Source organism: Kineococcus endophyticus (assembly GCF_040796495.1).
GTDB classification, from domain to species: domain Bacteria; phylum Actinomycetota; class Actinomycetes; order Actinomycetales; family Kineococcaceae; genus Kineococcus; species Kineococcus endophyticus.
This window is the reverse complement of record NZ_JBFNQN010000004.1, coordinates 292,564-312,748: the sequence shown is the minus strand read 5'-3', so window position 1 is coordinate 312,748 and position 20,185 is coordinate 292,564. Positions and strand designations below refer to the sequence as shown.

General features: G+C 74.2%; 20 protein-coding genes. 7 read left to right on the top strand and 13 right to left on the bottom strand.

Annotation, left to right across the window (positions count from 1 at the left end; translation table 11 throughout):
- Nucleotides 1-132 precede the first annotated feature (132 nt).
- The 3 genes from AB1207_RS07525 to AB1207_RS07515 all read left to right on the top strand — a co-directional run bounded on the left by AB1207_RS07525 (nucleotide 133) and on the right by AB1207_RS07515 (nucleotide 2,895).
- The gene (locus AB1207_RS07525; RefSeq protein WP_367637342.1) at nucleotides 133-870 is read left to right on the top strand and encodes a response regulator transcription factor; all 738 of its coding nucleotides are present in this window, start codon (nucleotides 133-135) and stop codon (nucleotides 868-870) included.
- Entirely contained in the window at nucleotides 867-2,261 is a 1,395-nt protein-coding gene (locus AB1207_RS07520) for a HAMP domain-containing sensor histidine kinase (RefSeq protein WP_367637341.1), read from the top strand. Before AB1207_RS07525 ends, AB1207_RS07520 begins: the two co-directional genes overlap by 4 nt.
- 112 nt (nucleotides 2,262-2,373) lie before the next feature.
- Nucleotides 2,374-2,895, top strand: coding sequence for an SgcJ/EcaC family oxidoreductase (locus tag AB1207_RS07515; RefSeq protein ID WP_367637339.1), 522 nt, complete (start codon nucleotides 2,374-2,376; stop codon nucleotides 2,893-2,895).
- A 37-nt stretch (nucleotides 2,896-2,932) separates the two neighbouring features.
- Here the strand turns inward: AB1207_RS07515 and AB1207_RS07510 are convergent, their stop codons facing one another.
- The 6 genes from AB1207_RS07510 to AB1207_RS07485 all read right to left on the bottom strand — a co-directional run bounded on the left by AB1207_RS07510 (nucleotide 2,933) and on the right by AB1207_RS07485 (nucleotide 8,344).
- Entirely contained in the window at nucleotides 2,933-3,214 is a 282-nt protein-coding gene (locus AB1207_RS07510) for a hypothetical protein (protein ID WP_367637338.1), read from the bottom strand.
- 153 nt (nucleotides 3,215-3,367) lie between these two features.
- Nucleotides 3,368-4,468 carry a Gfo/Idh/MocA family protein gene (locus AB1207_RS07505; RefSeq protein WP_367637337.1) on the bottom strand — a complete coding sequence of 367 codons (1,101 nt, stop codon included), beginning with the start codon at nucleotides 4,466-4,468 and terminating at the stop codon, nucleotides 3,368-3,370.
- A complete protein-coding gene (locus tag AB1207_RS07500) occupies nucleotides 4,465-5,247 on the bottom strand; it encodes a ThuA domain-containing protein (RefSeq protein WP_367637336.1) in 783 nt (260 codons plus the stop codon). The genes AB1207_RS07505 and AB1207_RS07500 overlap by 4 nt, the downstream gene beginning before the upstream one ends.
- 22 nt (nucleotides 5,248-5,269) lie before the next feature.
- Complete coding sequence (locus AB1207_RS07495) at nucleotides 5,270-6,139, bottom strand: carbohydrate ABC transporter permease (protein WP_367637335.1); 870 nt, start codon at nucleotides 6,137-6,139, stop codon at nucleotides 5,270-5,272.
- Nucleotides 6,136-7,104 (bottom strand): carbohydrate ABC transporter permease, encoded by a 969-nt coding sequence (locus AB1207_RS07490; RefSeq protein WP_367637334.1) that lies wholly within the window; start codon nucleotides 7,102-7,104, stop codon nucleotides 6,136-6,138. The genes AB1207_RS07495 and AB1207_RS07490 overlap by 4 nt, the downstream gene beginning before the upstream one ends.
- The gene (locus AB1207_RS07485) at nucleotides 7,097-8,344 is read right to left on the bottom strand and encodes a sugar ABC transporter substrate-binding protein (RefSeq protein WP_367637333.1); all 1,248 of its coding nucleotides are present in this window, start codon (nucleotides 8,342-8,344) and stop codon (nucleotides 7,097-7,099) included. Before AB1207_RS07485 ends, AB1207_RS07490 begins: the two co-directional genes overlap by 8 nt.
- 426 nt (nucleotides 8,345-8,770) lie before the next feature.
- Between AB1207_RS07485 and AB1207_RS07480 the strand changes: the two genes are divergently transcribed.
- The gene (locus tag AB1207_RS07480) at nucleotides 8,771-10,057 is read left to right on the top strand and encodes a S8 family serine peptidase (RefSeq protein ID WP_367637332.1); all 1,287 of its coding nucleotides are present in this window, start codon (nucleotides 8,771-8,773) and stop codon (nucleotides 10,055-10,057) included.
- A gap of 3 nt (nucleotides 10,058-10,060) precedes the next feature.
- On the opposite strand, the gene AB1207_RS07475 is transcribed toward AB1207_RS07480, so the two are convergent.
- From AB1207_RS07475 to AB1207_RS07460, 4 genes are all read right to left on the bottom strand, one after another.
- Nucleotides 10,061-10,720: an HAD family hydrolase gene (locus AB1207_RS07475; RefSeq protein WP_367637331.1), complete on the bottom strand. Its 660-nt coding sequence runs from the start codon at nucleotides 10,718-10,720 to the stop codon at nucleotides 10,061-10,063.
- A 29-nt stretch (nucleotides 10,721-10,749) separates the two neighbouring features.
- Nucleotides 10,750-11,649 carry an MSMEG_6728 family protein gene (locus AB1207_RS07470; protein WP_367637330.1) on the bottom strand — a complete coding sequence of 300 codons (900 nt, stop codon included), beginning with the start codon at nucleotides 11,647-11,649 and terminating at the stop codon, nucleotides 10,750-10,752.
- Nucleotides 11,650-11,837: 188 nt separating this feature from the next.
- Nucleotides 11,838-12,752, bottom strand: a complete 915-nt coding sequence (locus AB1207_RS07465) for a D-isomer specific 2-hydroxyacid dehydrogenase family protein (protein ID WP_367637328.1) — start codon at nucleotides 12,750-12,752, stop codon at nucleotides 11,838-11,840.
- A 9-nt stretch (nucleotides 12,753-12,761) separates the two neighbouring features.
- The gene (locus AB1207_RS07460) at nucleotides 12,762-13,895 is read right to left on the bottom strand and encodes a GGDEF domain-containing protein (protein WP_367637327.1); all 1,134 of its coding nucleotides are present in this window, start codon (nucleotides 13,893-13,895) and stop codon (nucleotides 12,762-12,764) included.
- A gap of 120 nt (nucleotides 13,896-14,015) precedes the next feature.
- On the opposite strand from AB1207_RS07460, the gene AB1207_RS07455 reads away from it, so the two are divergent.
- Both AB1207_RS07455 and AB1207_RS07450 read left to right on the top strand, forming a co-directional pair.
- A complete protein-coding gene (locus AB1207_RS07455) occupies nucleotides 14,016-16,025 on the top strand; it encodes a putative bifunctional diguanylate cyclase/phosphodiesterase (RefSeq protein ID WP_367637326.1) in 2,010 nt (669 codons plus the stop codon).
- A gap of 41 nt (nucleotides 16,026-16,066) precedes the next feature.
- Nucleotides 16,067-16,771, top strand: coding sequence for a haloacid dehalogenase type II (locus tag AB1207_RS07450; protein ID WP_367637324.1), 705 nt, complete (start codon nucleotides 16,067-16,069; stop codon nucleotides 16,769-16,771).
- Between the two features lie 3 nt (nucleotides 16,772-16,774).
- On the opposite strand, the gene AB1207_RS07445 is transcribed toward AB1207_RS07450, so the two are convergent.
- Nucleotides 16,775-17,836 carry a cation diffusion facilitator family transporter gene (locus tag AB1207_RS07445; RefSeq protein WP_367637322.1) on the bottom strand — a complete coding sequence of 354 codons (1,062 nt, stop codon included), beginning with the start codon at nucleotides 17,834-17,836 and terminating at the stop codon, nucleotides 16,775-16,777.
- A 124-nt stretch (nucleotides 17,837-17,960) separates the two neighbouring features.
- On the opposite strand from AB1207_RS07445, the gene AB1207_RS07440 reads away from it, so the two are divergent.
- Entirely contained in the window at nucleotides 17,961-18,773 is an 813-nt protein-coding gene (locus tag AB1207_RS07440; protein ID WP_367637321.1) for a phytanoyl-CoA dioxygenase family protein, read from the top strand.
- 2 nt (nucleotides 18,774-18,775) lie between these two features.
- Here AB1207_RS07440 and AB1207_RS07435 read toward each other — a convergent pair whose 3' ends face one another.
- Nucleotides 18,776-19,138: a hypothetical protein gene (locus AB1207_RS07435; protein WP_367637320.1), complete on the bottom strand. Its 363-nt coding sequence runs from the start codon at nucleotides 19,136-19,138 to the stop codon at nucleotides 18,776-18,778.
- A gap of 140 nt (nucleotides 19,139-19,278) precedes the next feature.
- Entirely contained in the window at nucleotides 19,279-20,154 is an 876-nt protein-coding gene (locus AB1207_RS07430; RefSeq protein WP_367637319.1) for a hypothetical protein, read from the bottom strand.
- Nucleotides 20,155-20,185 lie beyond the last annotated feature (31 nt).

Genomic DNA, 20,185 nt, shown 5'->3' with positions numbered 1-20,185 from the left:
GATGCGCATCGACCGCACCGTAGCCGAGTGCGGTCGGGGGGACAACGGTTGCGCCGCCCTATCCTCACGCACGTCCTCACCGCACCGTCCTCACCGCCCGCGTTCCCCGTCGACCCTCCGGAGGCCCCTGCCGTGGACACGCTCCTCGTCGAGGACGACCCGGCCATCGCCCGCGCGCTCGTCGAGGGCCTGGCGCGCTACGGGTTCGTCGTCCGCCACGTCACGACAGGGGCGCAGGCGCTGCGCGAGCACGCCGGGGCGGCCGTCGTGCTGCTGGACCTCGGACTGCCCGACGGCGACGGCATCGACGTCTGCCGGGCGCTGCGGGCCGTCAGCGACGTCCCCCTCATCATCATCACCGCCCGCTCCGACGAGGTGGAACGCGTCGTGGGGCTGGAGGTCGGGGCCGACGACTACCTGCCCAAACCCTTCGGGATGCGCGAGCTCGTCGCGCGGATGCGGGCCGTCCTGCGCCGCACGGAGGGTTCGCTGGCCGCCGCGGTCCGATCCGCTGCGGCACCCCCCGAGCAGGACCGGGGCGAGACCCCCCTGCGGGTCGGGCGGCTGGAGGTCCACCGGGCGGCGCGCCGCGTGCTCGTCGCCGGGTCCGGCGCGGGGGTTGCGCAGGAGGTGACCCAGGAGGTGGTGCTCTCCCCCAAGGAGTTCGACCTGCTCGAGCAGCTCGCGAGCACGCCCGGCGCGGTCCGCACCCGTGACGACCTCCTCACCACGGTGTGGGACGAGAACTTCCACGGGTCCGGCCGCACCCTCGACGTCCACGTGGGGTCGTTGCGCCGCAAGCTGTCCGGGGTCGTGGAGGTGCAGACGGTGCGCGGGGTGGGGTTCCGGCTCGAGGCGGTGGCCGGGTGAGGCGGCGCCTCGTCGCGAGCTACCTCGTGCTCGTCGCCGTGGCGCTGGTCCTGTTCACCGTGCCGGTGGCGGCCAGTTCGGCGTCCCTGCTGCGGCAGACGCTGGAGGAGACCGCCGAGCGCGAGGCCCGGCTGTTCGTGCCGTTGACGCTGCGCACCGACGCGGCGGCGGCCACGGCGGTCACCGACCGGACCCGCGACTTCCGGCAGGCCACCGGCTCCGTCGTCCGCCTCGTGCAGGCCGCCGACCGGGACCGCGCCGACGCGCAGGTGCAGGCGGCGTTCGCCGGGCGCACCACCTCCCCGCGCTGGGGTGCGGCGGCCGACCTCGACCCCGACGTCCCCGGCCGGCGCGCCGTCTCCGTCGTCGTCCCGGCCGTGCAGGACGGCCGCGTCGTCGCGGTCGTGCAGGTCGTGGCCCCCGCCGACGACGTGGAACGCCGCATCCGGGACATCTGGGTCTTCCGCCTCGGCGTCGGCGGGGCGGTGCTCGTCCTCGCCGGCGGTCTGGCGGTGCTGCTGGCCGGGACCCTGGTGCGTCCGCTGCGCCGCCTGGAGGCGGTGGCGGCGCGGCACGGGCGCGGCGACCTCAGCGCCCGGGCGCCCGTCGGGGGCCCGCCGGAGATCGCCACCCTGGCTCGGACCCTCAACGACGGCGCCGCCCGGACGAGCGCCCTGCTGGACTCCCAGCGGGCCTTCACGGCCGACGCCTCCCACCAGCTCCGGACGCCGCTCACGGCGCTGCGCCTGCAGGTCGACAACCTGCGGGAGTCGGTGCGGGACAGTGCCTCCGACCCGTCCCTCGTGGAGGCGCTGGACGAGGGGTTCGACGGGGTGGACGCCGAGCTGGCGCGGATGAGCGGCCTCGTGGGCTCGCTGCTCACCCTCGCCCGGGCCGAGTCCGGCGCCACCGCCCCGGTCGGGGTGGACCTCGCCGCCGTCGTGCGCGGCCGGGTCGCGTCCTGGCGCGCGGCGGCCGACGACGCGGGGCTGCTGCTGCACGTCGACCGCCCCGACGCGCTGCCGGGTCCGGTCGCGGCCACGCCCGGGACGGTCGAGCAGGTCCTGGACAACGTCCTCGACAACGCGGTGTCGGTCTCCCCCCGCGGGTCCCGCATCACGCTGTCGGCGCGCCGCCGCGACGGGGACGTCGAGCTGCGCGTCGACGACGAGGGTCCCGGGCTGCCGGCGCCAGAACGCGCCCGGGCCTTCGACCGCTTCTGGCAGGCCCCCGGGCGGCGGCACGGCAGCGGGCTGGGCCTGGCCGTCGTGCGGCGGCTCGTCGAGCACGACGGCGGGTCCGTCGACCTCACCACGGCCCCCGGCGGCGGGCTGTCCGTCGTCCTGCGCTGGCCGGGGGCGGGTGCAGGAGCCGGTCGACCGGAGGGTTGACCAAGGCTTGCCGTTCTCCTGCCGGGACGTTGGCCGGCCGTTGCCGGGCGGCTCGGGAGGGTGGTGGCACGCCGCGGCGGACACCGCCGCACCGACCGAGAGGAACCCCGACGTGCGCACCCGAACCGTCCTCGTCCCCCTGCTGGCCGGCGTCGCCCTCGTCACCACCGCGTGCGGGGGTGCCGCGGTGGCCGGTCAGGGCCCCGCGGCCGCACCGAGCAGCGGCCCGGCCAGCCCGGTCCAGCTCACCGACGCCGAGGTGACCGACCTGTTCACGAGCTGGAACGCGGCGCTCGCGACGGGCGACGCGCAGCAGGTCGCGGACCTCTACGCCCCCGACGCCGTGCTCCTGTCCACGTTGTCCGGCGACGTCAAGGACACCCCGGAGGAGATCCGCGGCTACTTCGCGGACACGTTCCTGCCGAACCGTCCGCAGGGCGAGATCACCGAGTCGTACATCGCCGTCGAGCGGCCCGGCCTGGCGACCCACACGGGCCTGTACGACTTCACCGTCACCGACCCCGCGACGGGGCAGCAGTCGGTGGTCCCGGCCCGGTTCACGTACGTCTACTCCCAGCAGCCCGACGGCCGGTGGCTCATCTCCTCCCACCACAGCTCGAAGGTCCCGGCCTGACGCACCGCCGTCACCCGGGGCTCCCTCACGGCTCCGGTCACGGTCGGGGGTCGGTGCGCGCCCACCGCCGCCCGGCCCGCCGGCCGCCCGTGGCGGCGAGGCAGCGGGGGCACGCCCACCGGACCCGGTCGCCGCTGCCACCGGTGAGCGCGTCGAGGTCGGAGAACTCCACGTGCGGGAACCGGGCCAACCCCGCGCGGTGCAGCGGAACCCCGCACACCGTCGCGTTCCGCCCGGGTTCCCACGCGTGGGCCTCGCCCGCGGGCAGCCGGCTGCCCCCCTCGTCGGGGACCCAGCTGCCGCTCGCCGCCGTCTTCACGGTCGTGCCGCGAGGACGAGCCGGGGGAGGACGCGTGACGGCACGGGTGGGCAGGCCACGGCGACACCTCCGGAGAGCGGGGCGGCCGTGGGTTCGACCGTCGCCACCGTACCCACGACCCACCCCGTTGCGCCCGCCGGTCGGCGGACCCGGTCAGCGACCGCCGGACAGGGCGGTGCGCACCGACGACCAGCCCTTGAGGGCCGTCGCGACGTCCTCGCGCTGTTCGTCGGCCAGGGCCCGGGCGTAGGCGCGGTCCAGCACGTCGTCCAGCTGGACGCGCGCCCCGGAACCGGCCGACTCCACCGCGGCCTCGACCATCGCCAGGCTCAGGACGTTGTCGTGCACCTCGCCGGAGAACGCCGCCCCGCGGGTGAGGAACGCGACGAACGCCGCGAGCGAGCCGGCGATCTCCTGGCCGGGGTCGCTGAACTCCCCCGGCTCGCCGTCGGCGTCCAGCACCGGACGGTCGTCGCCGTTCCAGACGGCGGACCCGTTCGCGCCGGACAGCCGCCACGAGCCGTTCCACGACGTCTCGACGCCCGGCGCGCACCAGGACCCGGTGAACGAGTACCGCGCGCCGCTGGACATCTCGAACACGGCGGCGGCGTTGGCGTCCCCGGAGTACCAGGACCACGGCGGGTTGAAGGACTCGCAGTACACCGACACCGGTTCGGCGTCGAGCAGGTACCGCGCGAGGTCGAACTGGTGGATGGCCATGTCCACGAGCAGCGGCTGGGCCATCTCCTCGCGGAACCCGCCGAAGTGCGGGGCCTTGAAGAACTCCGTCGACAACGCCCCCAGGTCGCCCAGCACGGCGGCCTGCGCGCGGAACTCCTCCACGTGCGGGTTGTACCGGCGCGACTGCGAGACGAGGAACGGCTGTCCGCTCACCTCCGAGGCGGCGACGAGGGAGAGGGCCTGCGCCACGGTCGAGGCGACGGGCTTCTCGCCCAGGACGGGGAACCCGGCGAACAGCGCCGCGGTCGTCACGGGGTGGTGGGCCTGCGGGACGGTGACGTTGACGACGGCGTCGGCACCCGTGCGCCGGGCGACCTCGACGACGTCCTGCCCGACGGCGACGTCCGCGGCGACGACACCATCGATCTGGCCCTCCACCTCTGCCAGCGCCGCGCGGGCGACGTCGAGGTCGAGGTCGACGACGCCGGCGAGCTCGGCGTCGGGGTTGCGCAGGATGGTGCCGAGCCAGGCCCGGCCCATCCCGCCGGCCCCGACGAGCACGAGCCGGGTCACTGCTGCTTCTCCTGCTTCTCCGGGTCCAGCGCGCCTTCGTACCCGTGGCCGTTGAAGAAGTCCTCGGTGTCGTAGCGCAGCAGGACCGGCGCGGTCCGCTCCGGGCGCACGGTGACGGCCCACTCGACGGCGTTCGAGATGACCTTGCGCACACCCTCGTGGAAGTACGTCGGGAAGTCCTGGTCGCCGGGGCGGAAGTAGAAGATCTTGCCGAACCCGCGCTTGAAGGTGCAGCCGGAGCGGAACACCTCCCCGCCGGAGAAGCTGGAGATGAAGACGAGTTCGTCGGGGGTGGGGATGTCGAAGAACTCCCCGTACATCTCGTCCTCCTCGATCACCAGGGGGTGCGGCACGCCCTGGGCGATCGGGTGCGTCGGGTCGACCGTCCACAGCAGTTCGCGGTCGTGCTCCGAGCGCCAGCGCAGCGTGCAGGAGGTGCCCATGAGGCGGGTGAACACCTTCGACCAGTGCCCCGAGTGCAGGACGATGAGCCCCATGCCGGCGAAGACGTGGCGCTGCACGCGCTCGACGACCTCGTCGGAGACCTCGTCGTGGGCCGCGTGGCCCCACCAGGTGAGGACGTCGGTGCCGGCCAGGACCTCCTCGGTCAGGCCGTGCTCGGGGTCGTCGAGGGTGGCGGTCCGCACCGTCACGGCCTCGCCGAGGTTGGCCTCGATGCCCTCGGCGATCGCGCCGTGCATGCCGTTCGGGTACCGCTTCGCGACGTCGGGTTCGAGCTGTTCGTGGCGGTTCTCGCCCCACACGGTGACGTTGATCATCTCTGGTGCTCCACAGGTGTTGTCAGGACTTCACGGCGCCGCCCGTGACGCCGGCGGCGACGTACCGCTGGGCCAGGACGAGCAGGGCGATGGCGGGCAGCGACGAGAGGACGGCCGTCGCCATGATGGGCGACCAGTCCGCGACGAAGCTGCCGACGTAGGTGTACAGCCCCAGTGTGATGGGGCGCAGGTCGGCGGTGGTGGTCAGGGTGAGGGCGAAGAGGAAGTCGCCCCAGGCGAACAGGAACGTGAACAGGCCGGCGGTGATGAGCGCGTTGCGGCTCATCGGCAGCACGATCGAGAAGAACGCGCGGACGTGCCCGGCCCCGTCGACGTAGGCGGCCTCGACGATGGAGGCCGGGATCGACCCCATGAACGCCCGCATGAGGATGATGGAGAACGGGATGCCCGCCGCGGAGTCGGCGAGGATCAGGCCCGGCAGCGTGTTCAGCAGCCCGAGGTCGCTGTAGGCGGAGTAGAGCGCGTTGGCCACGACGATGCCCGGCACCATCTGCGTGACGAGGATCCCGAACAGGACGACCGTCGCCCAGCGGCCGAGCTTGAAGTGCGCCATGGCGTAGGCGGCGGGGGTGGCGATGAGCAGGCTGAACACGACCGCGCCGAGGCTGATGAGCAGCGACGTGACGAGGTTGCGGCCCTGCTCGGAGATGGCGGTGGTGTACCCGCGCAGGCTGAAGTCGAACGGGAACCACGGGGTGGCGACCGCGTTCCCGGCGGGCTGCAGGGAGACGTTCACCATCCAGTACAGCGGGAACAGCATGAACGCCAGGATGAGGATGCCGATGACCGTGTAGACCGGGCGCCGGGGCGCCTTCCCGGCCGGCCGGACGTCGGCGCCGGCCTGCACGCGCGTGGGGACGACCGCGCTCATTCGTCGACCGCCTTCCGGTTGATCCGCAGGTAGACCACGGCGAACACGAGGGAGATGAGGATGAGGATGTTCCCGAGCGCCGCGCCCTGGCCGAAGTCGAACTGCCGGAACGACATGTCGTACGAGAACGTCGAGATGGTCTGCGTCGAGTTCGCCGGCCCGCCGTTGGTGAGGCCGAGGATCACGTCGAGCACCTTGAGCGTGTAGACGACCCCGAGGACGAGGACCACCGTCACCACCGGTCGCAGCATGGGCCACGTGATGTGCCGGAACGCGCGCCAGCCGGTCGCGCCGTCGAGGGCGCCGGCCTCGTAGAGCTCCTCGGGGATCTCCTGCAGACCGCCGTAGAGGATCGTCATGTTGAACGGGATGCCGAGCCAGATGTTGACCCCGATGACCGCGACGAGCGCGAGCTGCGGGGAGGTCAGCCAGTTCGGGTTCAGGTCGAGCCCGGGGATCGCGGACAGGATCCGGTTCAGCGCACCGTTGTCGGTGTCGAGGATCCACCGCCACACGGCCGTGCCCGCGATCATCGGGATGAGCCAGGGCAGCAGGATGAGCGAGCGCAGGACGCCGGAGAGGGCGAACCGCTTGTGGAAGAAGAGCGCGATCGCCAGCCCCAGGGCGAACTGCCCGACGATGGAACCGGCCGTGAAGAGCACGGTGTTCCACAACGTTCGGTCGAAGATCGCGTTGCCGACGACGGCGCTGTAGTTGCTGAGCCCGACCCACGGGGCCTCACCCGTGTAGAACGTCTTGGTCGTGTACTCCTGGAACCCCATGAGGACGTTCTTGACGACGGGGTACCCGAAGAACAGGACGAGGTAGACGACCGCGGGCACGATGAACGCGACCTCGACGAGCCGGGTGCGGAGCTTCTGCCCCGCACCCCGCCCCGCCGGCTCGGAGGCCGGCGGGGCGGTGCGGGAGGCGACGCTCGTGGAGCCCACGGAGGCGTCAGCCATTCTGCGCCTGCTTCAGCGCGTCCTCCGGCGTCATCCCACCGACGAGCGCGTTCTGGACGGCGGTGTAGATCTTCGTGGCGGCCTTGGGCCACTCGGCGCCGAGTTCACCGGTGCGCGCCCGCAGGTCCGGGACCTGGTCGGCGAAGGCCTTGAGGTTCGGGTTCTGCGAGGTGACCTGGTCGGCCAGCGCCGGCTTGGTCGGGACCGTCCCGGTACCCAGGGAGATCTTCACCTCGTTGTCGTCGCTGTTGAGGCACTGCACGAGTTCGGCGGCCTTCTTCTGCTTGTCCTCGTCGCCCGTCTGCGGCACGGTCCACGCCTCACCGCCGAAGGGCGAGACGGTCTTGCCGCCGGCCTGCGGGACGGGGATCGGCACGATGCCGTACTCGAGGCCGGAGACCTTGTCGAGGGTCCCGAAGTTCCACGGGCCGTTGATCATCATCGCGGCCTTGCCGGCCGTGAACTGGTCGGCCACGTCGGCCTGGGTCCAGTTGACCGACGACTGGGACAGCGACTTGGAGTCCATGAGGTCCTTGACCAGCTGCAGGGCCGCGGCGGTCTGCGGGGTGTCGATGTCCTTCTCGTCGCCCCCGTTGGACCACATGAAGGGCAGGAACTGCCAGGTGCCCTCGTAGGTGTTGACGTTCGACATCGCGAACCCGTACTGCTCGCCCTGGGTGAGCTTGGCCGAGGCCGTCTTGAGCTCGTCCCACGTGGTGGGCGGGGTGACGCCGGCGGCCTCGAGGACCTTCTTGTTGTAGAACAGCGCGATCGTGTTGGTCACGGGCTGCAGGCCGTAGAGCTTGCCCTCGTAGGTGGACGCCTTGAGCACGCCGTCGGCCACGCCGGAGGAGTCGATGCCGAGGTCGTCGAGCGGTGCGAGGGCGCCGGAGGCGGCGATCTGCTGCACGTCGGGGTTGTCGAGCATGAGGACGTCGGGCAGCGTCTTGGACGAGCTCTGCTGCAGGACCTTCTGGATGAGCGACTCACCGGGCACGGACTCGCGGGAGATCTTCATGCCCACGGTCTTGCCGCACGCCTCGATGGCGTCGTTCCACAGCGTCTTGTTCGGGTCGGAGTTGTAGTAGTCGAGCACCCGCAGGGTGTCCGAGCTGCCCGAGCTGGCGCTCCCGCCGCCACCGCCGCAGGCCCCGAGGGCCAGCGGGAGGACCAGCAGGGCGGCGAGGCCGGCGCGCTTGCTCGTGCGCCGGGCCGAGGACCGAGCCGTCTGTCGAGCCATCTGGTGTTTCCTCTCCTCTACCCACGGCGTCGTGGGCGGTCGATCGTCGATGCGTATCGACGATGGGCGTGGTGCGCCCGGGCGGGGCACCACGGGGGTCAGCGCGTTCCGCGCCCTGACGGGTGCGGGGACAGCGCGGGCGACTGCTGCGGGGACGGCGTGCGGGACGGGCCGGACGGCCCGGCCGGGCTCGTGGTCAGCGGGCGGGACCGCCGATCGCCGTGCTCGTCGTTCGTCATCCCACCCTCCTCCCTGAGAGCTCCAGACCCCACGTCCACCCGTCGACCGGGCGGACGAGCCGTCGATACGCATCGTCGATGCGAATCGAGAAACTAGCCTGAGGAGGGGAACCGCACAAGGGGTTCGTCAAGTCCGTCCTCCGGAGGGCCGATGCAGGGTCGTCTCGACCGACCGCAGGGAGCAGCCGTGCCCGTACCCGCCCGAATCCCGACCCGCGCGCTCGCGCTCGGGGCCGCCGCGCTCACCCTGACGCTCGCCGCTCCCGCCCAGGCCGCCGTGCCCGCCGCGACCGCGGGGCCGGCCGTCCACGTCGACGCCCTGCGCTGGGTCGACGGACAGCCGCGCCTGGAGTCGCGCACCGCCACCTCGTCCGCGGCCGCCGCGCGCCTCGTCCGCAGCCTCGACGCCGACCCCGCCGTCAGCGACGCCCAGGTCCGCACCACCTACCAGCTGACCCCGACCGTCACGAGCACCCCGGTGGCGAGCCCGGCGCGGCGACTGCTCGCCACCGACCCCTACCTGCGGTACGCCTACCACCTGAGCGCCGTCGACGCCTTCGCGGCGTGGCCCACCACCCAGGGCGCCGGCGTCAAGGTCGCCGTCCTCGACTCCGGCGTCGACGGGACGCAGCCCGACCTCGTCGGGCGCGTGCAGCAGATCGGGAACTTCACCCGCGAGACGAGCGACATCGTCGTCGAGCACGGCACCGAGGTCGCCACGGTCGTCGCCGGCGCCTACGGCAACGGGGTGGGTGCCGCGGGCGTGGCCCCGAGCGTGACGGTCCTGGCGGGCAAGGTCTGCGCGAAGGACGGCTGCCCGAGCGACGCCGTCGTCGCCGGCATCACGGCGGCGGTCAGGGCCGGGGCCGACGTCGTCAACCTCTCCCTCGGCGGCCCCGACTACAACCGCACGACCGCGGCCGCCGTCGACTGGGCCGTCTCCCAAGGCGTCGTCGTCGTGGCCTCCGCGGGCAATTCCGGGGACACCGGGAACCCCCTGGAGTACCCGGCCGGCTACCCCGGCGTCGTGTCCGTCTCGGCGTCCCTGCAGTCGGGGGCGGCGGCGCCCTGGGCGCAGCACAACGCGTCGGTCGACCTCAGCGCGCCGGGCGAGAAGGTCCTCGCCGGGGACCCGGCCGAGGGGGGCGCCCACGCCTACGTCCTGGCCACCGGCACGTCGTTCTCCGCGCCGCAGGTCGCCGCGGCCGCCGCCCTCCTGCGGGCGGTCGCGCCGACGGCCGACGCCGCGACGGTCGAGGGCTGGCTGACGCGGACGGCCGTGCGCCAGGCGTGGCCCGACGGGTACGGCGCGGGGATGCTCGACGTGGCCGCCGCCGTCCAGGCCGCCCGGGCCGCGCAGCCCTCCCCCTCCCCCGGGACGACCTCGCCCGGGACCACCGCGCCGTCCGGCACGGTCAGCGTCCCGCGCGCCCGGCGCGCGTTGCGCCCCGTCCCCGTCGTCGTCACCCCCTGAGCGTCACGAGGGCCGGGCGAACTCCGTCCGGTCGATCTCACCGAGCAACTCGGGCAGGGAGTCGAAGACGGCGGCCGCCCCGGCCCCGGTGAGCTCCTCGACGGAGAAACCTCCCGTGCGGACGGCGAGGCTGCGCATCCCCGCGTTGCCCGCGGCCTCGCAGTCCCAGACGGAGTCCCCCAGCAGCACCCCGGAACGGCCCGAGACACGTTCCAGGGCGACCTGCAGCAGGTCCGGCGCGGGTTTCGTCGCGTCCGCGTCGTCGGACGTCGTCCACCCCGCGACGAGGCCGCGCGCGTCGAGCAGGTCGAGGTAGCTGTCGACGTGGGCGCCCTGGCCCGATGAGGCGAGGACCACCGTCCACCCGCGGCGGCCGAGTTCGGCGAGCAGGTCGCGCGCCCCCTCGAAGGGCTGCACCTCGGGCAGCAGCGGGTCGAACTCCTCGACCCACGCGTCGCGGACGTCGTCGCCGTGCGCGGACTCGAACTCCTCGCCCGCGACCGCGGTGACCAGCTGGTCCCCGCCCATCCCGATGGCCCGGTGCAGCCGCCACACCGGCAGCGTCACGTCGAACCGGCGGAACGCCCGGAACCACGCGATCGCGTGCTGGTAGTTCGTGTCGACGAGGGTTCCGTCGACGTCGAGGACCGCGGTGTCGGGCAAGGGATCTCCTCCGGTTGTCGAGCTTCGGGTCAGACGGTGAGGTCGACGCAGAACAGGTGGCGCGGGTCCTGCAGCAGCGCCGGGGGCGAGACGTCGGCCCGTTCGGCCCGCCCACCCCAGCGCACGGCCCGGCGGTGCCGCACGGACACGCCCTTGCCGGACGCGAACTCGTACTCCCCCACGACCTCGCCCAGCAACAGGGCACCTTCCCGTTCCACGGGCACCGCAACCTCGTCGCCGGGGGTGAGTTCGTTGACGAACGTGTCGAGCACGCGCAGGTCCTTGCCCGGACGCTTGCCCGGCGCGACCTCCTTGAGGAGGCCGCGCAACGTCGCCCCCTCCGCTGCGCCGCGCACGTCGACGTCGATCCCGGACGCCGTCCCGAGCCCGACGACGCCCTCGGTGAGGAACTCCCCCAGCGCCTGCGGCGTCTCGGGCCGGGCGACCCACACGAGGCGCCCCTGCGAACGCGCCCGCGGTTCCAGCGACGGCGGGTCCGGCCACACGTAGGGCAGGTCGTCGGGGTCGTCGTCGCCGAACACCGGGCGGTAGAACCCGGGGTCCTTGCGCAGCAGCGCCGAGCGGTGGCTGCGGTGCAACGCCTCGTCCCCCAGCCACGGCGGCATGAGGTCGGCCAGGTCCTGCTGGCTGCGGCCCACCACCTGCGGCGCGAACTCGCCGATGAGGCGCTCGGTGGAGTCGGCCCGCCCCCCGCTCGTCCACGCGGCCGTGCAGGCCAGGCCGTAGGCGACGAGGGCCGGGGTGCACCCGCGCCACATGCGCACCGCGGGGTGGTTCACCCAGCCGTAGTCGGGCAGTTCGAGGGCGCGCAGGACCTGCAGCGTCTCCACCCGTTGCTTGCCGAGCCGCGGTCCGTCGAGGACGGCCGCCGACCGAGCGAAGTCGGGGTACGGGAGGAACGTCTGCACGCACCCCACCGTCGCGCGCCCCCCACCCCGCCGCACCCCGAACCGGTGCCCGGTGCCGCTGCGCGCCGGGGGTGGCTCGTTGTCCAGCGCTGCGCGCTGGCTCCAGCAGCCGGCTCAACCTGTGAGCGCGACGCGTCGACGAGCCCAACCCCCGGCCGCACGCGCAGCGGTGACGGAGGGTGCGGCGGTCAGTACCCCGCGTCGAGGTCGACGAGGCCGAGGAGGTCCTCGCCCGCGGCGAAGCGGCGCACGTTCTCCTCGACGCGCTCGGCCAGCAGCGGCCCCCGCAGCGACGACGGGTTCGTCGAGTGCGGCGTGACGATGGCGCGCGGTTCGGTCCACAGCGGGTGGCCGTCGGGCAGGGGCTCGGGGTCGGTGACGTCGAGGGCGGCGCCGGCGATCGTCCCGTCGCGGAGGGCCGCGACGAGGGCGTCGGTGTCGACGAGGGACCCGCGGGCGATGTTCACCAGCCAGCCCTGCGACCCGAGGGCCGCGAGCTCGTCGGCGCCGACGAGGGCGGCGGTGTCGGCCGTGGCCGGGGCGGCGAGGACGACGTGGTCGGCGACGGCGAAGACGTCGCGGACGCGGTCGGCGGCCCACGTCTCGTAGGCCCCCTCGACGGGGAGCCCGCGGCGGGTGACGGCCAGGACGCGGGCGCCGAGCCCGAGGAACGCCGGGATCATGGCCTTGCCGATGCCGCCGGCGCCGACGATCGCGACGGTCGCCCCGCGCAGCGACGTCTGCACGCCGTCGAGCGCCTGGTTGTCCCACGTCGTGGCCCGGGCGGCGCGGCCGATGCCGCGGATCCCCGCGAGCAGCAGCGCGACGGCCCCCTCGGCCACGGACGTCGAGTACGCCCCCGTCGCCGACGTCCACGTCCGGTCGCGGTCCAGGACCCCGGACTCGACCCAGGACTCGATGCCGGCCGAGGGCAGCTGCACCCAGCGGATCCCGTCGTGCAGCTCTGGCAGGTCACCGTGACCACCGACGACCACGAGGGCCACCGCGTCGGCCAGCGGGACGACCCGGCCGCCGCCGCGTTCCACCGCCTCGCTCAGCTGCGGGTCGTCCTGCGGTCCGATGTGCACGGCGGGGGTGGGCACGGGGTCTCCCTAGAGCTCGTGGGACAGGTCACGCACGCTGTCGGCCCCCACCCTAGGTCCCCACCCGTCGGCCGCCTCCGCGCTGCGGGTGCAGTTCCGACCCTCCCGCTTGGCCGCGTAGAGCGCCGCGTCGGCCGCGACGAGCGCCTGCTGCGCGCTCGTGACCTCGTCGAGCGTGGCGCACCCGGCCGAGAACGTCGTCGCCCCGCCGCCGTCGCACCACGTCTGCCGCAGGCGTTCCACGACGTCCATCGCGGGCCCGGTCCCGCTGGCGTGCAGCAGGAGCACGAACTCCTCGCCGCCGAAGCGCGCCGCGTAGTCGTCGCGGCGCAGGTGCGTGGCGAGCATGGCGCCGAACTCGCGCAGCACCTGGTCGCCGAACGCGTGGCCGCGGGTGTCGTTGAGCTGCTTGAAGTGGTCGAGGTCGCAGACGACGACGGTGTCCCCGGGGACGAGGCGGACCATGCGGTCCTCGAGGTCGCGGCGGTTGCCGATCGTGGTCAGCGGGTCCGTCCGGGCGTCGCGGACGAGGACGTCGGCCGCGGCCCGCTGCCGCCGCGCGAGCTGGGCGAGGAGTTCGGCGACGAGCAGCCAGGTGCAGGAGACGACGACGGTGCGCACCACGACGGTCGGCTCGAGGGCTTCGGAGGACAGCAGGTACAGCGGCACCGCGGCGGGCAGCAGGCCGTACGCCGTGTGCGGGGGCAGGAAGACGCCGACGTAGACGAAGCAGAGGACGAAGAACGGCACGTAGGCCCCGGCCACCTGCTCGGTGCCCCGGCCGAGGACGGCGAGCGCCACCATGACGGCGAGCGGGAAGACGATCGGAGCGCGCGGGGACCACCGCTGCCAGGGCAGCACGCTGCTGGCACCCAGCAGGACCACCGCGGCGGCGGCCACCCCGGCGAGCACGAGGACGTCGCCCGTCCCGGGGGACAGCACCCAGACCGTCAGGGCGACGAGCGTGCCGGTGACCAGCAGCAGCGCCCGGCCGGCGACGCCGGCCGGGCCGCCTCCCCGCCAGCGCGACGGGACGTGGGCGAGGCCACCTCGCAGCCACGGGGGCGCCCACGCGGGCACCCGGGGGTGGTCGTCACCCGGTACCTGCGGGGCGGCCGCCCCGATCACGGGATCTTGGCTCACCCGCCCCACCGACTCTCCCTACTAGATACGCTGCGTAGTGGTGCGCTGACAGATTGCCACGTTCGGGTGGTCCTCCGCAGGCGTCTCCAGGGTCTCGTCGACGCTGCCGATGCCCAGAGGGTGAACCACGCCGCGCCGGGAGTCCCGGTCCGCGACACTCCGCGCCACGCCTGGACCCGCTGGCTGCCGCAGGGCCACGCCCTGTCCCCCGCCGAGTGGCGGCGGCGCCACCGCTGGGTCTGCGCCGTGCTCCTCGTGCACGTCCTCGTCGTCCCCGCCTACGCGCTGGCCTGGAAGCTGCCGCTGCTGCAGGCCGCCGGCTTCGGGGCCGTCCTGGCCGTCTTCCTCGCCGCCGCCGGCTTCGACGACCTGCGCCGCTACCTCGCCGACGACCCCGCGCTGCCGGCCTGGTCGCCCGCGTGGCTGCGCTCCTGCGCCGCGGCCCTCGGCCTCGTCGTGGCCTCCGGGGAGATCGTGCAAATCTCCTCCGGGTGGACCGAGGCGCACTTCCACTTCTTCGTCATGGTCCCCGTCGTCGCGCTCTACGAGGCGTGGGCGCCGTTCACCGTGGCCGTCGGGTACGTCCTGTTCCAGCACGGGATCGTCGGGACGCTGTACCCGCAGATCGTCTTCCACAACGCGACCGCCCACCACCACCCCTGGCAGTTCGCGGTCGTGCACGCGCTGCTGTTCGCCGCCGCCTGCACCGGGTCCCTCACGATGTGGCGCCTCGCCGAGGCCTCCCGGGTGCGGCAGGGCGTGCTGCTGGAGCAGATGCAGCACCGGGCGCTGCACGACCTCCTGACGGGCCTGCCGAACCGCGCCGCCCTCCGCGCGACCCTGGAGACCGAACTGGCGCGCGGCGGCGACGACCTCGCCGTCCTCATGGTCGACCTCGACCGGTTCAAGGAGGTCAACGACACCCTCGGCCACGCCTGCGGCGACGACCTCCTGCAGCAGGTCGCCGTCCGGCTCGGGTCCGCCGTCCGCGACGGCGACGTCCTGGCCCGGCTCGGCGGCGACGAGTTCGCCGTCGTGCTGCCCGGCAGTTCCGCCCGCGACGCCCGCGTCGTGGCCGACCGGATGCGCCTCGCGCTGGCCGGTGACCTCGTGGTGGCCGAGGTGGCCGTCGACGTGGACGCCAGCATCGGGATCACCGGACGCCACCACGCCGCGACGTTGCGGGACCCCCTGGACGACGGCCCCGGGGACGTCACCGACGAGATCGAACTGCTGCTGCGGCAGGCCGACATCGCGATGTACTCGGCCAAGACCCGGCGCACCGGCGTCGCCGTCTACGACCCGGGCGACGACGAGAACTCCTCCCAGCGCCTGAGCACCCTGGCCGAACTGCGTGCCGCGCTGGAGGTGGGCGAGGACGAGCAGTTGCACCTGCACTACCTGCCCGTCGTGGAGATCTCCTCGGGGTCCGTCCGGACCGTCGAGGCCCTCGTGCGCTGGCGGCACCCCACCCGCGGGCTGCTCCCGCCCGCCGCGTTCGTCCCGGCCGCGGCCGAGACCGCGCTGGCCGAACCCCTGACGGCGTTCGTGCTGGCCCGCGCGCTGCACCAGGTCGCGGCCTGGCGCGAGGAGGACCTGCAGGTCCAGGTGTCGGTCAACGTGCCCGCCCGCTGCCTGCGGCCCCAGTTCGTGACGACCGTGCTCGACGCGCTGGCCGCGGCGGGTCTGGGGTCGCACTGCCTGCGGCTGGAGATCACCGAGGGCGGTGCCCTGCACGAGGACCGGACGGTCGCCGAGGTCCTCGTGCGGTTGCGCCAGTCCGGGGTGAGCATCTCCGTCGACGACTTCGGCACGGGGCTGGCGTCCCTGTCCGCGCTGCGGACCCTGCCGGTCGACGAACTCAAGCTCGACCCCGAACTCGTGCACGGTCTGGCCGGGGACGACCCGTTGGCCCGCAACGCCGACACGGTCCTCGTCCGCTCCATCGTCGACATCGCGCACGGGTTGTCGTTGCGCGTCGTCGCCGAGGGCGTCGAGACGCCCGCGCTGGCCGCCGCCGTCGCGGCCGCCGGGTGCGACCTCGCCCAGGGTTTCCACCACTCGCACCCGTTGCCCGCCGAGGAGGTGCCGGCGCTGCTGCGCGGTACCGCCCCGGTCGTGTCCGGCTAGGTCCCGGTCGCGGGGAACCTCGCGGCCGCCTACGGTCGGACGTGTCCCCCTCGGAACTCCCCGCCGAACTCCCCCGTCCGTCCGCCGTCGTCCTCGACGTCAACGAGACCCTGTCCGACCTCGGCGCCGTCGCCGCCCGACTGGCGTCCGTCGGCGCGGGACCGGCCGTGGCGGCCCGGTTCCTGCCCGCCGTCCTGCGCGACGGTTTCGCCCGGACGGTGCGCGAGGAACCCCTCGCCTTCGCCGACGTCGCCGCGGACGTCCTGCGCACCGAACTCGCCGCCGAGGACCTCGACCGCCCCCTCGAGGACGCGGTCGCGCACGTGCTCGGCGCGTTCGACGAGGTCGTCCTGCACCCCGACGTCGCGGCCGGCCTGCGCCGGTTCCGCGCGGACGGCGTCGTCACGGTCGCCCTGACGAACGGCGGTCTCGCGACGTGCGAGGAGTTGCTGGAACGAGCCGGGGTCCGCGAGGACGTCGTCCACGTCCTGTCCGTCGAGACGGTCGGGCCGTGGAAACCCCACGCCGCCGCCTACGGGCACGCCCTCGACGTGTGCTCGCTCGCCCCGGAGGAGGTGCTGTTCGTCGCCGTCCACCCGTGGGACCTCGACGGGGCGGCCGGTGCGGGGATGCGCACCGCGTACCTGGACCGCGCGGGGACGGGTTCCTACCCCCGCCACGCGACCCCACCGAGCCTCACCGCCCGCGGGCTGGACGACCTCGCCGAGCAGGTCCTGGGGGACTGAACGTCAGCCCAGCGGACCGGCGCGCAGACCGCGTCCCGTGCGGGTCCGGGGCTGGGGCAGCGAGGCCGCGGCGCCGGGGTCGAGCAGCCCGGCGGCCTCGCGCTCGGTGTCGGCGAGCCGTTCCCGGGCCGCCGCGTCGGCCGAGGCCGAGACCGCGCTGGGGTCGAGGAACACCTGCGTGATCGAGGGCACCCGGCGACGCATCTCCTCCTCGGCCCGCGTGCAGACGACCTCGACCTCGCGAGCGGTCAGCTCCTCGGCGAACTGCACACGCCCCGCCACGAGGACGTTCTTCGGGCCGAGCTGCATGGTCAGCACCTCCTGGACGCGCACCACGGCGTCCTCGGCCGTCAGGACGCGGACGGCCTCGACCCGCACGGCCGGGTCGGCCGCCTCGCCGATGAGCAGTTCCTTGGTGTCCCGGCCGAGCAGGACCGCGACGACGGCCAGCAGCGCGCCGATGACGATGGAGCTCAGCGCGTCCCAGACGTTCGACCCCGTCACCTGGTGGGCGATCGTGCCCGCGAGCGCCACGAGGACCCCCAGGACGGCGATGCTGTCCTCGCTGGCCACGGTCTTGACGGTCGGGTCGGGGCTGCGGACGACGTAGGTGAGCAGCCGGCGTCGGGCCGACGCGGCCTCGCGCACGACCTGCCGCAGCGCCTTCAGCAGGGACCCGCCCTCCAGCAGGATCGAGACGCCGAGGATCGCGTAGATGACGACGAAGTGCTCCGTCGACGTCTCCTCGGCCTCGCTGGTGAGGGAGTGCACGCCCTCGGCGATCGAGAACACCGCCCCCGAGATGAAGATCCCGACCGCGGCGAGCAGCGACCAGAAGAACCGTTCCTTGCCGTAGCCGAAGGGGTGGGTCCGGTCGGCGGGGCGGTCGGCGCGGCTGAGGGAGAGCAGCAGGAAGGCCTCGTTGAGGGTGTCGGCCACCGAGTGGGCGGCCTCGGCCAGCAGCGCGCTCGACCCCGTCACCACCCCGCCGACGCCCTTGGCGACGCCGACGCCGACGTTCGCCAGCAACGCCACGAGCACTGTTCCGCGGGTCTCCTCAGCCACGCCCTCCGATGTATCCCAGCGCGGCGCCCCGCGCGCGCCGACGTCCCCCATCTCACCGCGCGTCACTGGCGATCTACGGAACGACGCCGCTACGGTGCCCAGACCCGACGAGAGGAGTCCGGCCGTGCGTCTGCTCCGCGGACCGCGACGAAGCGCGCACCTGACGCCGGAGGCCCGACGGGTCCTGGACGACCTGCGCCGCGACGGCATCGCCTCGACGGACCTGGCGGCGCTGCTGGGCACGGGGGCGGGAACGGAGGCCGACGAGCTCCTCGCCGAGGTCCTGTCCCGCACCGACGACCTCATCGCCGACCAGAGCGCCGACATCGTCCACCGGCGCCGCCGGCTCGTCGCCGACCCCGGCAGCCGTCGTGCGGTCCCGCGCGACGTCGACCTGCTCGGGAGCCGTCCGCCCGTGGACCCCGAGGACCCCTACGCGCGCTTCCTGCGCCACCCGCTCATCAGCGGCGTGGCCGCCGCGCACTGCCGCCGGCAGGTCCGCATCTGGGACATGAACGGCGTGCTGACCCTGGCCAGCGCCCCCGCCACCGCCGAAGGGGGCTGGACGCGGGACGCGGGCGCGCACGGCCTCGACGTCCACCTGCACCTGACGGAGGTCCACGACGGCGTCGGACCCCTCAGCTACGTGCGGACGTCGCACCGCCGCCGGCGCCGGGGCGACCGCACCGGAGACCACCTCGCCGACCGCGACGTCGAACGTGCCTTCGGCCCCGGCTGCACGACCACCGTGCAGGGACGGACGGGGACCGTCGTCTTCACCGATCCCCGTGGGCTGCACCGCAGAGCGCGCCCGACGGTCCGCGACCGTCTCGTCCTGCAGGGCCGCTTCTCCACCCGTGGTGGGCGCGAGCGCGCCGTGCTGCTCCCCGCCGAGGAGGTGCCGCGCAGCGCGCTCGCGGACTTCGCGCTCGCCTGACCTCAGCCCCGGCCGAGGAGCTTGTCGATGAGGCGGGCGAAGAAGCCCTTGCGCTCGACGGGAGCCGGAGCGGCAGCGGGCGCGGGGGTCGGCGCGGGCTGGGCGACGGGCTGCGGCGCGGGGACCGGCGCGACGACCTGCTCGACCACGGGCTCGACGACCTGCTCGACCACGGGCTCGACGGGCGCAGGGGTGTGCGCCTCGACGCGGCCGGCGGCGTTCAACGTCCCCTTGAGCTCCTGCTCGGGGGTGTAGCTGCCCTCGCCCAGGATCGACGCGGCGAACAGGAGGGCGGAGGCCTGGACGGGCGCCACGGTCTGCGCGCCGGTCGGGCGCTCGGCGACGGTGTCTGCTTCGTGGGACATCAGGCAACTCCCGGGGGATCGGCACGGTCGCCCCCTCGGCGGCCGTCACCGGGACATCGGCCCTCCCCGGCACCTGCTGGAGCGCGTCCGGCCAGGACCACCCGGTCGGCGGCGGTGGGGCTTGACGGGCCGGGCCCGGGTCAGGTCGAGGGCACCCGCAGGACGCTGCTGAGCCGGACGACACCCGGGCCGTACCGTTCGTCCAGGCGCTGCTGGTCGGACTCCCGCGCCAGCAGGGCCGTGGCGGTGACCCGGCCGGCCTTCGCGTCGAGCTGCACGTCGAGCACCAGCGGCGCCACGGACGCCTCGACCTCCTCCCGCACCCGGGCGAGGTCCGCCTCCGAGCGTTGGGCCGGGCTCACGCACAGGGCGCCGCCCCACACCTGGCGGACCGCGCTCTCCATCGCGGCCAGGTCACCGGCGGTCGAAACGTTCAGGACGCGGTGCCCCGGCGCCTGCTCGTCGATCCAGAGCAGCGTGTAGCCGGGCACCCCGGGGGCCAGGGCCCCGGCGCTGCCGAGCGCGTCGTCGCTCGCCCGGGCGGGGTCCGGCCCGGTCCAGCCGCCCGCGGGGGCGGGGCACGGGGTGGTGAAGTCCACCGAGAACTCCGCGACCAGCGGCGGGTCGAGCGGTTCCGTCGTGGGTCGCGGCGGCGCGGTGAGCCGGACGACGTCCCGGTCCCCCACCCGCTCCACGACCCCCGTCAGGGCGAAGGAACCCCAACGGCTGTCCACCGCTGCTTCGTACACGCCCGCCGGCACGTCGTCGAAGGAGAAGCCCAGGACGTCAGGGCCTCCGCACTGCGGCGGGTAGGACGTCGCGACGGCCCCCACGCACAGCTGCGGCCCGTGCCCGGCGTCCTCGAGCACGGTTCCGGTGGTCGTGAGCGGACCGTCGTGGGCGTCGGGCACCAGGTCGGCGCGGCTCGGTGCCGCGGCCGTCCCGGGGGTGGGTCCCTGCGGCGCGCAGGCCGCCAGCAGCAGGACGGCGAGCAGGGCCGCGGCGGGGCGGGTCATGCGGTTCGGACGCGGCGCGGCACCCGTCCGT

Bases quoted from the DNA above. Each gene is read 5' to 3' on its own strand.
- AB1207_RS07500 (WP_367637336.1), bottom strand. From the start codon at position 5,247: ATGATCAACGTCACCGTGTGGGGCGAGAACCGCCACGAACAGCTCGAA.
- AB1207_RS07495 (WP_367637335.1), bottom strand. From the start codon at position 6,139: ATGAGCGCGGTCGTCCCCACGCGCGTGCAGGCCGGCGCCGACGTCCGG.
- AB1207_RS07490 (WP_367637334.1), bottom strand. From the start codon at position 7,104: ATGGCTGACGCCTCCGTGGGCTCCACGAGCGTCGCCTCCCGCACCGCC.
- AB1207_RS07485 (WP_367637333.1), bottom strand. From the start codon at position 8,344: ATGGCTCGACAGACGGCTCGGTCCTCGGCCCGGCGCACGAGCAAGCGC.
- AB1207_RS07435 (WP_367637320.1), bottom strand. From the start codon at position 19,138: ATGTCCCACGAAGCAGACACCGTCGCCGAGCGCCCGACCGGCGCGCAG.
- AB1207_RS07430 (WP_367637319.1), bottom strand. From the start codon at position 20,154: ATGACCCGCCCCGCCGCGGCCCTGCTCGCCGTCCTGCTGCTGGCGGCC.